At 43.2% G+C, this 13476-nt stretch carries 13 protein-coding genes; 8 read left to right on the top strand and 5 right to left on the bottom strand.

All coding sequences use genetic code 11. The annotated features are described in order from the left end of the window. Nucleotides 1–4: 4 nt before the first annotated feature. From rplQ to WAE57_RS08715, 3 genes are all read left to right on the top strand, one after another. Complete coding sequence (gene rplQ, locus WAE57_RS08725) at nt 5–370, top strand: 50S ribosomal protein L17 (protein ID WP_337710105.1); 366 nt, start codon at nt 5–7, stop codon at nt 368–370. 203 nt (nt 371–573) lie between these two features. Then, nucleotides 574–2070, top strand: a complete 1497-nt coding sequence (locus WAE57_RS08720; RefSeq protein WP_337710103.1) for an NAD(P)/FAD-dependent oxidoreductase — start codon at nt 574–576, stop codon at nt 2068–2070. 159 nt (nt 2071–2229) lie between these two features. Next, complete coding sequence (locus WAE57_RS08715; RefSeq protein ID WP_337710101.1) at nt 2230–3021, top strand: alpha/beta hydrolase; 792 nt, start codon at nt 2230–2232, stop codon at nt 3019–3021. Nucleotides 3022–3054: 33 nt separating this feature from the next. Here the strand turns inward: WAE57_RS08715 and WAE57_RS08710 are convergent, their stop codons facing one another. Further along, on the bottom strand, nt 3055–4227 hold the full coding sequence (locus tag WAE57_RS08710; RefSeq protein ID WP_337710099.1) for an acyl-CoA dehydrogenase family protein: 1173 nt from the start codon (nt 4225–4227) through the stop codon (nt 3055–3057). A 187-nt stretch (nt 4228–4414) separates the two neighbouring features. Here WAE57_RS08710 and WAE57_RS08705 point away from each other — a divergent pair, with 187 nt between their 5' ends. The 5 genes from WAE57_RS08705 to WAE57_RS08685 all read left to right on the top strand — a co-directional run bounded on the left by WAE57_RS08705 (nt 4415) and on the right by WAE57_RS08685 (nt 9665). Then, nucleotides 4415–4672: a succinate dehydrogenase assembly factor 2 gene (locus tag WAE57_RS08705; protein WP_086174442.1), complete on the top strand. Its 258-nt coding sequence runs from the start codon at nt 4415–4417 to the stop codon at nt 4670–4672. Then, nucleotides 4665–5051, top strand: a complete 387-nt coding sequence (locus tag WAE57_RS08700) for a hypothetical protein (RefSeq protein WP_337710095.1) — start codon at nt 4665–4667, stop codon at nt 5049–5051. Before WAE57_RS08705 ends, WAE57_RS08700 begins: the two co-directional genes overlap by 8 nt. Before the next feature lie 516 nt (nt 5052–5567). Further along, complete coding sequence (locus WAE57_RS08695; protein WP_337710093.1) at nt 5568–6623, top strand: hypothetical protein; 1056 nt, start codon at nt 5568–5570, stop codon at nt 6621–6623. Between the two features lie 90 nt (nt 6624–6713). After that, entirely contained in the window at nt 6714–7283 is a 570-nt protein-coding gene (rrtA, locus tag WAE57_RS08690; protein ID WP_086174593.1) for a rhombosortase, read from the top strand. 183 nt (nt 7284–7466) lie between these two features. Further along, a complete protein-coding gene (locus WAE57_RS08685) occupies nt 7467–9665 on the top strand; it encodes a TRAP transporter large permease subunit (RefSeq protein WP_237787119.1) in 2199 nt (732 codons plus the stop codon). A gap of 73 nt (nt 9666–9738) precedes the next feature. Here the strand turns inward: WAE57_RS08685 and WAE57_RS08680 are convergent, their stop codons facing one another. The 4 genes from WAE57_RS08680 to WAE57_RS08665 are packed head-to-tail and all read right to left on the bottom strand — an operon-like array spanning nt 9739 to nt 13420. Next, entirely contained in the window at nt 9739–10611 is an 873-nt protein-coding gene (locus tag WAE57_RS08680; RefSeq protein ID WP_337710090.1) for a DMT family transporter, read from the bottom strand. A 52-nt stretch (nt 10612–10663) separates the two neighbouring features. Further along, on the bottom strand, nt 10664–11101 hold the full coding sequence (locus WAE57_RS08675; protein ID WP_337710089.1) for a hypothetical protein: 438 nt from the start codon (nt 11099–11101) through the stop codon (nt 10664–10666). Between the two features lie 13 nt (nt 11102–11114). Beyond that, nucleotides 11115–11324 (bottom strand): YheV family putative zinc ribbon protein, encoded by a 210-nt coding sequence (locus WAE57_RS08670; protein WP_171262930.1) that lies wholly within the window; start codon nt 11322–11324, stop codon nt 11115–11117. 41 nt (nt 11325–11365) lie between these two features. After that, complete coding sequence (locus WAE57_RS08665) at nt 11366–13420, bottom strand: M3 family metallopeptidase (protein ID WP_337710290.1); 2055 nt, start codon at nt 13418–13420, stop codon at nt 11366–11368. Nucleotides 13421–13476: the final 56 nt, after the last annotated feature.

Raw genomic sequence — 13476 nt, 5'->3', positions numbered from 1 at the left:
CACCATGCGTCATCGTAATAGTGGTGTGAAATTAGGCCGTACAAGCAGTCATCGTAAAGCGATGTTCCAAAACATGGCTAACTCTTTGTTCGAGCACGAGTTGATTAAAACAACTGTGCCTAAAGCAAAAGAGTTACGTCGTGTAGCTGAGCCTTTAATCACTTTAGCTAAAAACGATACTGTTGCAAACCGTCGTTTAGCGTTTGCTCGTACTCGTTCAGCAGCAACTGTTGGTAAATTATTTACCGTTCTTGGCCCTCGTTACAAAGAACGTAACGGCGGTTATCTACGTGTTCTTAAAGCGGGCTTCCGTGCAGGTGATGCTGCACCGATGGCTTACGTTGAGCTAGTAGATCGCGAAGCTAACTAATTTCGCAAGAATAGCTTCAGTTGTTCTAAAAAAGACCGGTGTTTCACCGGTCTTTTTTATGCCTGTTGTTTTATCATTGTCTGACAATTTAAGCTTTTGTCCTGAACTGACATATTTTTTATCAGTTTTGTACAAACTTGACATTGAGTATTGTCAATTTTATGGTTTAATAAAATAAAGCTTAAACAGGTTATAAAAAGAACATGGAAAAACATATTGATGTCTTGATTGTAGGTGCCGGTATTTCTGGTATTGGTCTCGCTGTTCATCTTTCTAAAAACTGCCCACAACGCCAATTTGAAATTATTGAGCGTCGCGAAAGTTTTGGCGGAACCTGGGATTTATTCAAGTATCCTGGAATTCGTTCCGATTCAGATATGTCGACCTTTGGTTTTAATTTTAAACCGTGGCAAAAAGCCAGTGTTCTGGCAGATGGTCCATCCATCAAGAATTATTTGTCTGAAGTGATTGATGAGTATCAGCTAAAAAATAGAATTCATTTTCAGCACCGCGTGTTGGCTGCCAATTATGATTCTGCTACTAAAAAATGGATTGTTGAAATTGAAGATGTGCAAGGGAAAAAACAGACTTGGGTAGCCAATTTCGTTATAGGCTGCACTGGTTACTATAATTACGATCAAGGCTTTCAGCCAGAATTCCCGAATCAGTCTGCATTCAAAGGTGACTTTATTCATCCACAGCATTGGCCTGAGCAGCTCGATTATTCAGGTAAAAAAGTAGTGATTATTGGCAGTGGGGCAACTGCAATTACCTTGGTGCCAGCCATGGCGAAAGGTGGTGCAGCTCATGTCACGATGTTGCAACGTTCACCGACCTATATCGCCTCGGTTCCCTCGATTGACCTAATCTACGATAAAATGCGTAAGTACTTGCCAGAAGATATTGCCTATAAGCTGACTCGCGCACGTAATATTGGCATGCAGCGTGGTATTTATGCACTGGCACAGAAACAGCCTAAATTACTGCGTAGTTTGCTGTTGAAATCAATTGAATTTCAGCTCAAAGGTAAGGTGGATATGAAACATTTTACCCCGAACTATGAACCATGGGATCAACGTTTATGTGTGGTACCAGATGGTGATTTATTCAAGATTTTACGTGAAGGGCGTGCCTCAGTTGAAACCGATCAAATTGAAAAATTTACTGAAACGGGGATTCAATTAAAATCAGGCAAGCACTTGGATGCGGATATTATTGTCTCTGCAACCGGACTCAATATTCAAATTTTAGGCGGCATGCAGGCCACGATTGATGGTAAGCCGATGAATACCTCTAAACATATGCTGTATCAGGGCATCATGGTCAGTGATGTGCCAAACATGGCGATGATTATTGGCTATATCAATGCCTCTTGGACACTGAAAGTGGATATTGCGGCAGATTATATTTGCCGTCTGATCAATTATATGGACAAAAATGGCTATGATGAAGTGCGTCCTCAAGGCGATGCGAACGAGTTAATGGAAGATACCGTTATGGGCAGTCTGACTTCAGGCTATATTGCCCGTGCTGCTGATGTGATGCCGAAACAGGGCAAGCATGCACCTTGGAGTGTATCCAATAATTATCTGGCTGACCGTAAACAATTAAAGCATGCGCGCTTTGATGATGGCGTGCTTAAATTCCATAAGCGTGAGCAAAAGGATAATAAAAACGTGACACCGCGTTTGGTGTCATGATTTAGTTTTCTTATTGAGCCTGATCATCATTTAAAAAAGGAGCAGCAATGCTCCTTTTTTTATGCATATTGAATCACAAGTTCAATTTGTAATCTTTAGTTCTGCGGCAACCTCCTACATGATGGAACAAAACGAATTAAGCCAGCATAGGAATAAGTTTTGAGTATTTTAGCGCGTGAATATCAGTTGTCATTTCATTCCTATTCCATTTATGCCAAATCATGGCAGTCTGCTGAAGCCAATCCAGAATTGGCACCAATTCTATTGATGCATGATTCACTGGGCAGTGTGGCTTTATGGCGTGATTTTCCTGCGCAACTTGCAGCTCAGACTAAACGTATTGTATATGCCTATGACCGGATTGGCTTTGGGCAATCATCCGTCAATGACCAATCTTTGGCACTGGATTTTGTCATGTCTGAAGCGACCCATGGATTTAAGGCTGTGCTTGATTATTTTGATCTGAAACATTTTATTGTGCTCGGTCATAGTGTGGGTGGTGGAATGTCCGCAGCCATCGCTGCTGAATATCCACAGTGCTGTAAGGCTTTAGTGACCATTGCCGCGCAATATGAAGTAGAAGAACGAACTTTAGCGGGTATCCGTGCAGCCAAACAGGCATTTCAGCAAGCAGAGCAAATAGAGCGTCTAGCCAAATATCACCCTGATAAAGCGCAGTGGGTGCTGGATGCCTGGACTGAAACCTGGCTGGCGCCTGCATTTAAGGACTGGAATTTGCGTGAGGTGCTGCCACAAGTAGAATGCCCAAGCTTGGTCATTCATGGTGAGTTGGATGAATATGCTACAACAGCACAGCCTCAGAAAATCTTTGTAGGAGTGAAGGGAGTAGCCGAATTACAGATCTTGAAAGGTCTGCATCATATGCCGCATAAAGAACAACCGGAACAGGTGCTGGCGTTAACTACAGAGTTTTTAGCAGACATTGCCTAAAAGAAAAAAGCCCATCAGCAGATGGGCTTTTGATTACAGTGACCGCGAGATCAGTTCTTTCATAATTTCATTGGTACCGGCATAAATCCGGTTGGCACGGTTATCGATATAGGCACGTGCGATTGGGTATTCCATCATGTAGCCATAACCACCATGCAATTGCAGACATTCATCCACGACTTTAGAAAACATTTCGGAAATTTTGTATTTCGCCGCTGCCGCAGCATCAATCCCAAGCTGTTCAGTAAGTTGTAATTCCATACAGCGGTCTAAATAAGCACGGCAGAAATCGATTTCGGTTCGTAATTCAGCCAGCTTAAAGCGGGTGTTTTGAAAAGCACTGATCGGTTTACCAAAGACTTGGCGTTGTTTGGTGTATTGCACAGTATGCGCAAATGCAGCTTCGGCTCCCGCCTGACAAATGATGGCGACCAGCATGCGTTCCCAGGCCAGTTCTTTCATCAGCATTATGAAACCCATGCCTTCCATACCCAGCAAATTTTCTTTCGGTACGCGCACATTGTCAAAGAACAACTCGCAGGTATCTTGTCCTTTCATGCCAATTTTATTTAGAGGTTTGCCTTTACTGAAACCGGCACGGTCAGCTTCGACCATAATTAAAGAAAGATTAGCTGAACCTTTATCACTGCTGCCCGTTTTGCAGACCACAATCGCCATGTCACACAGGTAGCCATTGGTGATAAAGATTTTCGAACCATTGATGACATACTCATTGCCATCCAGTACGGCAGAAGTACGTACTGCCTGCAGGTCAGATCCGGTTCCCGGTTCGGTCATGGCAATGGCAGTGACCACTTCACCGGAGGCCATTTTCGGTAACCAATTTGATTTCTGTTCTTCATTGCCAAAATTGAAGATGTAATTGGCTACAATATCCGAATGGAGTGAAAAACCAGTGGATGAATCCATGGCATAAGCCTGTTCTTCAATCAGGATCATGCTATAAAGACGGTCTACACCTGATCCCCCGTATTGTTCTGGCATGGTGGCACAAAGTAGGCCGATTGCACCGGCCTTGTTCCATAAATCCCGGTCGACATGCTGTTGCTGTTCATATTTGGCAATATTGGGAGCAACTTCCTTTTCATAAAATTTTCGTACGGTTTCACGAAAAGCTTCATGCTCTGCGCTAAATAAATGACGTGGCAGCATATTGGCTAAAGGTCGGATCGCAGCTGATTGCATTGTTATTGTGTCCATCTACAAAGTTATTGTTAGTTAAAAATTAGAAGATTGAGCCGCAAGTCACAATGAGATGAATGCTCAAATGTGCATATAAAATGATGAATTTGGTCAATTCGAGGAAATGGCTCGAAATAGGGGGATGGGATAGGGTAAACTAGCAAAAATTTTCACACTATTGGGGAAAGCTATGAGCGAAGAAATCAGCTTGGAAGAACGCAAAGTCATTTATCGTGCTCGTCGCGGTTTAAAAGAAATTGATGTGTACTTTGATCCCTATGTCAAAAATCATTATTTACAGGCTGATGCAGCTGAGAAAGAGGTTTTTGCCGAGTTGGTCGCGCAAGAAGACCCAGACCTGTTAGATTGGTTTATGGAAGTTTCTGAACCCCCTCGTCCGGAAATGAGAGCCTTGATTGTCAAGTTGAAACATTACGTTCATGGCTAATCGTTGTTTTCAGCTGAAACGCAGTCGTCTGGCCTTTGTATTTCAGCTGGCCATTTTTACTCTGTTGATTGTACTTTTGCAGCAGCTGTTGCCCGCATGGTTATGGTTGCTGTGCATTGTGCTGGGTGTAATGATCTATGCCTATGGCTTAAAAGTCCCTCAACCGATTTGTTTTGAGCATTTGCATACACGTGAATGGTCACTATCACATTTAAAATCGCAACAGGTAAAACGCGTTTCGATTAGTCATTTGGTTGATCATCAGCTTTATATAGTGGTGTATTTCCAGCATTTTCAGGAAAAGCCATTATTGATCTGGATCGATCAATTATCCTTTCAGCAATGGAAGGCACTGAAAAAACTGGCTAAATTGACCTAATTGTTAGACAGTTGTATAAAATTTATTTTAATTAAAATATTAATAATCAATAACATGAATATAGGTGTTTGTTTTTGTAAGACAGTTGGATGAGAAAAATAACAAATATTGCAATTGTCAGACAATTTTTCCCCTGAATTATTTAAGCTAAATGTAAATTAAAAACACCAACAGCAAATGAGGAAATCATCATGATGATTCCAACTTGGATGTTTCTGGTGGTAGCAATTGTTTTGGCAATTGTTATTGGACGACTAGGAACCGTGCTGAAGGATCGATTTGCACAACATGAAAGCCAATAGGCTTTGACCCCTTGATAAGTAGCATGTGCCGAACCGTCGCAATGCTACTTTTTTTTGCCCAAAATTTTTAACTTGCTGGAATACAGTCAATTTCCCCAAACTCATTTCATGGCAAAGTATCAAATCTAATTAGAGTGAATACTCTTTTATTCGGATTTCGCATCTGATATGTTTGGATGCTATGGACATAAACACAATTATAGAGGACAGGAAAATGTCGCAAGTCCAAAAAATATGCCAGGGTATGGCAGTTATCATCGTTACAAGTTCTTTTTTATCAGGTTGTTCTCAAGTGGTTAAATCAGGGGCAAATATTGCACTGGGTTTTAGTGAGAAACATATCGTACCGCCAATCTTAGCCATGGATGATGCAGATATGGCGTGTAATTCAGGCAATGCCTTAACGCCCGCCATTATGTCAACCAAAGATATGGGGGCAGATCCAACCCGTATTGCGGTACTGTTATATGCTTCATCGGGAATTTGTGCTGAAAATCAGGCCTTAGAAGCAGAATTACATTATTTACGTGCCTCTAAAGCGGGGCAGGTTTCAGAAGCGCAAGATGCCCGTATTCAACAAAAACGCTGGGCTGCCATTGCTGCACAACGTCAATATGCAGGCTACCAGCTGTTAGAAAAGCGTTGGGAAGCAAAATATAATAAGGCATTGGGTGATGGATGCCCAAAAATGAAAAGTGACTTGGATCAAACCGTGTATTTGATGGGGATGATCAGTGGCTTACAGGCCATGACCAATGACATTAATTCTGGCGGTGCAGTGAATGTACCAAAAGATATCGCTGCCGTTGTTGAACGCGGTATGGTGTGCCTGGATAATGCCAAATTCTGGGGAGCACCAGAAGCGGCACGTGCAGTCATTTGGACCTTATTGCCGGGTGCAGGGGATGGCAAGCCAGATCCTTACCAGACTTTAAAACAGTCGGTACAGTTGGGTGAGCAAAAAGGGGTGCGTTTATCTCATGCCTTGTATGCGGTTGCAGCTCAAGCCAGTGGCGATGATGCCAAGATGCGTGATGCACTAAAAGCATTTGCTGCTGCCCGTACTGAAGAAAAACCGGTCAATCCCCAGTTCAGACTGGTAGACAGCATGGCACAAAATATGGTGCAGGGTATTTCAGACCGTTATTGGACTGAACATACCGGAATCCGCTCTAGTGATGACGGCATGCAACATTTCTGGGATGAGAAGGACAATTCTGCAGAATTGGATGATTTGTTCACTGAAAATGAGAGTGCTGCATCCTCTTAAATTGGATGGGATGAAAGAGAATATAAGAAAAGATGGGTTGGAATGATGTTTTATTTTTAATTCGTTATTTCTAAATTAGGGGGCATGCCCATGAAAGACCCGTTTCTGATGCGAAAAATTATTTTTATTGCATTTGTAATGTCTTTCTCGGCATGCCTCCAAGTTTTTGCAGATTCATTTATCTATTGGCAAGCCAGTTTGTTAAAAGAATTCTGGCGTTTATGGACTGCCCATTGGGTACATGTGGGATGGATTCATTATCTGCTGAATATGCTGGCTTTCGCCTGCTTACCTTTCATTTTTCCTCGCGTCAAAATCTGGCATTTTGTTGCTTTACTGGTATTGCTGCCGCCGTTTATCAGCCTGTGTTTTTATTATTTCTTTCCCAATATAGAAGCTTATGCGGGCCTGTCCGGGGTATTGCATGGAGCGTATGTCACCGTTGCCTGTGTGCATTTGTTGTATAGAAAAGAACGTAATTTTGCGGCATTGGTGTTGTGTCTGATTCTGGGGAAATTGATTTGGGAAAATACGGTCGGCAGTGTCGGCACAGCTGAACTGATTGGCAGTCCGGTATTGGTTGAAGCACATTTATTAGGGGTGATTGGAGGAGTAGTAATCGCCTTGGCCTATGTTTTATGGGAATATTTCGTTGAATAGTGGTGATATTGACATTTAAAACAGAAAAGAAAATACATATTGTCATTTTCATTGGTATCGAGTTAATGCAAATTTGTAGATAACAATAAAGAGATTGGATAGAGAAAGGATCTTTTCTATTCATAAAGAAGATTGGCATTGCTAAACCCCGTGTAATGGCCAAAATAAAAAATAGGAATGCACATGCAAAATGATGAAAACAACAGATCAGGATTAGGTCTGTTACGTTATATATGGACAGAGTGGATTTCGACTTTTGTCATTCTCTTACTGCTTTTGCTTACCCTCATCATCGGTACCGGTGAGATGATTCATGGACAGCTATTACGTGTGGGTGAACGTTTGTATGGCAATGAAGAAATTGGCATGCAATATTCTTTTTTACGTGCAGAACCCGCCAAACCAAGCTGTGATTTACATCCGGATATTGATGCGCAAGTACAAAAGCAAATGAAAGCCAATGCCAATGATGAGTTTGCCGATATTTTCGGTACTACCTCAGAAGCAGATGTACGGGCTTCGGTCATGGCAGGACAACAACAATGTCAGGAAAAGTATCAGTTCTATGACAAAGCCATTAAATATATGGATGATCATCCTACGATAAGAAGTTACCGTACCCTGGAAACATCATTCTTTGGTGTCTTTAAATTTGGTACTGAAAACCGTGTGATTATTTTATTGCTGATGGTTGTAGTGGCTGCAATTACCGCTTCAGTGAAGTTTCACCATATTGGTTTACGTGCGCCAACCACCAAGCTGGATTATCGCGTTTATGCCCTGTTTATGGCATTGGGTAATGGTCTGCTGACTGCATCGGTATTAAGCCAATATCACTCGATTATCAATTCAGGTGTGACTTCGACTTACGAAACACTGACTGTTTACTGGCTGTGGATTTTCCTATTTATTACTTTGACTCTGATCAGTCTGCTACAACTGTTTAAACCACCTGTAGCCAAGCAGGAAGGCAAAGGCAATCTGGGTCTGGCTTTATTGAGTGTGCCTCTGTATGCCTACATGGCATTGCTAACCGGTATTGTTTTTACCTTCGTCATGGATTATCCAATGGGGCAAGGGATTTACCTTGGAATTCTGGTGGAATTCTCCGGTATTTTCTTAAATCTGGCACTGTTTATCTGGGCGGGTATGTTACTGACCCAAACCCGGGTGATGGATTTATTCCTCGGTATTTTACGTCCTTGGAATTTGGCACCTGAAACACTGACCTGGCTGATTTTGATTGCTGCTGCTATTCCAACCGCTTATACCGGTGCATCAGGGATCTTCGTTGTGGCGGCAGGTGCAATTATTTACAAGGAAGTGTGGAATTCCGGTTCTCGCCGTCAATATGCCTTGGCCGTTTCAGCCATGTCCGGCTCATTAGGTGTGGTGATTCGTCCATGCTTGCTGGTGATCCTAATTTCGATGCTCGACAGCCGTCATGTGACTTCAGATGAACTGTTTGATCATGGTATCTATGTATTCTGGCTGACTGCTTTAATCTTCTTGGGTGTATCTCTGTATCTTGCGGAAACACGTTTCCGTGTGAATTCGCCTAAAGTGGCAGTGCCGGGCATGTTAAAAGCCATTGTGCCGGTTATTCCTTATATCGTGATCACCATTGCCGTGATTGCAATGTATACGGTGGGTTTGGATACCCAGATGGATGAATTCACTGCACCAGTGATTCTGCCGATCATTCTGATTGCTTATATTATGTTTGATAAATGGTGGGGTGACCGATTTGTGACACCACCAGACCGTCATGCTGCTTTAACCCAGGAGCATGAAAAACAATCGGCCTTTATGCGTGAACATACACCGCATGGGGGAGAGAAGTCACGCGGCTTTGCCCATTCAATGTGGTTTGCTTCGGCAGAAACCGTTGGACATATTGGTGCACTGATTATTTTGATGGCCTTGTCTGCAAGTGTAGGCGGTCTGATTGAACGTAGTGAAGTGGTTGAATTGTTACCAACACATTTGGGTAACATCTATATTTCACTGGCCTTTATTGCACTGTTGCTGGCGATTGTCGGTATGACTACCGACCCGTTTGGCGCGGTCATTCTGGTGGCTGCAACCATTGCACCCGTAGCCTATGAAAATGGTATTCATCCAATTCATTTCTGGATGATTGTACTGGTCGCATTTGAGTTGGGTTATGTGACTCCGCCAGTGGCGCTGAATCATCTCCTGACCCGAATGTCGGTGGGTGATGATGAGGTTCGTGCTGCCGATGCAGAAGCAAAGGCCAAATATACCAAGTTCTATTACCGCTATGAGCGCTGGTTATTGCCGATTATGGTGCTGTTCCCATCCTTACTGATTGTGACTTATGCGCCGTATATTTTTAAACTATTCGGCTGGTATCATTAATTTTAACTGAATAAAAAGCACCTTCGGGTGCTTTTTTATGCCTTACTTATATTTGGAAGATCGGCCTGAATGATTAAGCTGAGCGCTTTTGAATTAAGGGACTACAGAGAATAATGGCACTCAAAATCAGCCCGAAGCCCATCAAACTATAATGATCAGGGGTTTCTTGCCAGAATATAAAGCCCCAGATCCCGGCAAAAATAATTGCAATATAATTTACCGGTCCAATTTGTCCGGCAGGGGCGAGTTTATAGGCATTGGACATAAAAATCTGGCTGATATTGGCAAGCAGACCCGCGCCAATCAAGAAACCCAGTTCAGTCCAAGTATAAGGACGCCATAGCCAGAACATCGGAATCATGGAAATGAGAGTGCCTATAAAGCAGAAATAAAACACGATTTTTTCTGGCGATTCGGTACTGGTGAGTGCACGTACTGTCACAAAGGCCATGGCCGCCAAGAAGCTTGCCCCCAGACCAATCACTGACATCTGGTTAAACATGCCTGCATCTGGCTTGGCTACAAATATCACCCCGGCCAGGCCAATGGCTGCCGCGAGCAGCATGGATTTGGTGATTTTTTCTTTCAGGAATAACCAGGCAATCAGTGGAATAAAAATCGGAGAAGAGTAGGTAAACACCATGGCATTGGACAGTTTTAAATGGGCAATCGCATAAAAGAAACCATACATGGCAATCAGTCCGATCACGGCACGCCAGCTATGCATCCAGATTTTTTCCGTCTTAAAAAATCCAATGCCTTTGCTAAAAATCAGAGGCAGAAAAATAAACAGACCGACAAAGTTGCGGAAAAAAACAATGGTGGGGTTGTCTACGCTGTGCGATGCATAACGGATACATACGCCCATCAGGGAAAACAGAAAAGCAGAGCAGGTGAGAAAGCTAAGTGCCTTGATTAAATTAAGGTTGCTTCTTGGGATGGGCATTAAACAAATTCAGCTAAAATATGTGCCGATATTTTAGCTGAAATTTCACGCATTATAATGATTGTTTTTGAGCCAGTTGGGCTTCAAGTAATTTAATCTGTTCTTGTTTGAGGGCAATCAGCTCGTCGGCATCGGTATGTTGTGCTTTCAGCATGGTTTCTTGCTCATGGAGCTGGTTCTGGATATCGTCCAGTTTGGCCACTTCTTCTTTGACCAAAGAAGCATTTTCTGAAACTGGCGCTTTCAGAATTTTTTCATCCACCAGTTGAATGGTTTCCGGATCGCTTTTAGCAGCAGCTACTTGCGGTTCTGCGGTAGTAGGTGGTGCCGGTTTTACAGGAGCGGTCAAGCTGGCTCCTTCATGTTCAGGCAGTGTTTCGTTTGAAGTTGCAAAAAACCATTGATATGCCAAAAAAAGCACAATGATTGCAACCAATCCCCCAGTAATGCCCAATAAAAGTTTTGGGCTATTTCTTTGATCTAATGTCATAGTGAACCTGTTTTTATTTAGGCTGACGTGGTTTGAACTGAATGACACCAATCTCATCCGGCAGTTCCGGCATTTGTGGTTCATCGACATGCGTTGGCCGATTTTCGTTATAGCCACAGTCGATACATTCAATCCATTCATCGTCGCCAGAAGTTAGCATGACAATCCGATCTAGCGCTTCACATTTTGGACATTTAGCACCTGCAATGAAACGACGTTTGATAGTCATCATCCTAACCTTCTGAACAATCTTAGATCCCTAGTTTAAGCGTTTTTAGAGGGCTGCGTCCAACCTTGATGACGTAATAACGCATCTATTTTTGGCTCGCGTCCGCGGAAATTGATAAACGCATCAAGTGCTGTATCTTTTCCGCCAACTGCTAGAATAAATTGACGAAATTCTTTTCCGGTCTGTATGTTAAAAATTCCTTCCTGTTCGAAACGATCGAAGGCATCACTGGCCAAAACTTCGGCCCATTTGTAAGAGTAATAACCTGCGGCATAGCCTCCAGCAAAAATATGGCTAAAGCTATGTTGAAAACGGTTATAACTTGCCGTTGGTGCCACAGCATATTTTTGACGGATTTCATCCAGCATCGCTTGCACCTGCTCGGCATTTAAAGCAGAACTGTGCTTGTGAATAGACAGGTCAAACAGGGCAAATTCGATTTGACGCAAGGTTTGCATGCCGGACTGGAAGAAACGTGCATCCAGCAAGGATTTAAGCAGATCCTGAGGTAAATGCTGCTTGGTTTCGATGTGTTCACTCAGCAGATCAAGACTCTCGTGATCCCAGGTCCAGAACTCCATAAACTGGCTAGGTAGTTCGACCGCATCCCAATCTACGCCGTGAGTCCCTGCAACCGCAATATGATCGACTTCGGTCAACAGATGATGCAGGCCATGACCAAATTCATGGAACAGGGTATTCACTTCATCATGAGTGAGCAGTGCCGGCTGATTACCAACCGCAGGGGTAAAATTGCAGATCATGTAGCAAATCGGTTTTTGTAAGCCATCCTTGGTTTGCATGCGTGAACGGAAACCGCTCATCCAGGCACCACCGCGTTTGCTACTGCGTGCGTAAAGATCGAGGTAGAAGCCACCGACTACGCTGCCTTGATCTTCCAGTTCAAAATAGCGTGCATCGGGATGCCAGACCGGCGCTTCACGTTCCACAATGTTGATGCCATATAGACGGTTCACAATGCTGAACAGGCCTTGCAGGATTTTCGGTGCAGGGAAATAAGGTTTGAGGGATTCTTGGGATAAATTGAATTGTTGCAGTTTCAGTTTTTCAGAATAGTAGCCAGTGTCCCAAGGTTGTAACTCGAGAATGCCGTCCTGAATGGCAATGGTTTTTAATTCAGCAATCTCTTTGCTGGCAGGTACTCGTGCATGTTCAGCCAGATCAACCAGAAACTTATCTACAGTTTCGACATCGGGTGCCATTTTGCTGGCCAGCGATAGCTCGGCAAAATTAGCAAAACCTAATAACTGGGCCATTTCATGACGCAGACTTAAGATTTCCTCCATCACTTGGGTATTGTCAAACTCAGGATGATCAGACAGGTTGGAGGCACGAGTGGTATAGGCTTTATACAGTTCTTCACGTAAGGCACGGTCATCGGCATAGGTCATGATGGCTAGATAAGCCGGAATGTCCAAAGTCGCTACAGCCTGATCAAGTTCGCGTTGCTGACCATATTGTTTGAGTAGGTCTATGCTGCTTTGCGGTAAGCCTTTGAGTTGTTCTTCTGTCAGAGGTTTGAAGTAGATTTGGGTAGCATCGAGGACATGGTTGGAGAAGTCGGAAGAAAGCTGCGACAAACGTGCAGAAATTTCTGCATAGCGTTTTTTCGCTTCACCTTCTAAAGCCACACCGGAAAGTTTGAAATCACGTAGCGCCAGTTTAATGGCACTTTGATGAGCTGCAGGAAGGGTGCTAAATACGGACGAGTCATGCACATGCTGATAGGTTTGATAGAGTACCGTATGTTGACCCAGTTGAGTGTAGTATTCGCTTAATGCTGGAAGTAGGGATTGATAAAGTTCACGTGTTTCTGTGTTATTCATCACGGCATTGAGATGTGACAATACACCCCAAGCTTCACTCATGTTGTTTTCCAGTGTATCGACCTGTCCCAGAATATTCAGCTGTGCCTGAGCATCATCCGGTACTGCGGTTAAATCTTTTAAAAAACTTTGTCCCTGTTGAATGGCCTGTTCAATCTGCTGTTTTAAATCGGCCAGTTGAATCTGGTCAAATTGTGGAACGGGCAAGGTCGCCTTTTCTAAAGTCATTTCTATACGCCATATCATTTATAAAGTTAATAGTAGATGTAAGGCTTAGAAAGGGTTAAATCAAGGGCTAT

Origin of the sequence: Acinetobacter sp. NS-4, from assembly GCF_037402435.1 — a bacterium.
In the GTDB taxonomy this organism is placed as follows: domain Bacteria; phylum Pseudomonadota; class Gammaproteobacteria; order Pseudomonadales; family Moraxellaceae; genus Acinetobacter.
The sequence above is the reverse complement of the archived record's forward strand: the minus strand, read 5'-3'. Positions and strand labels throughout refer to the sequence as shown.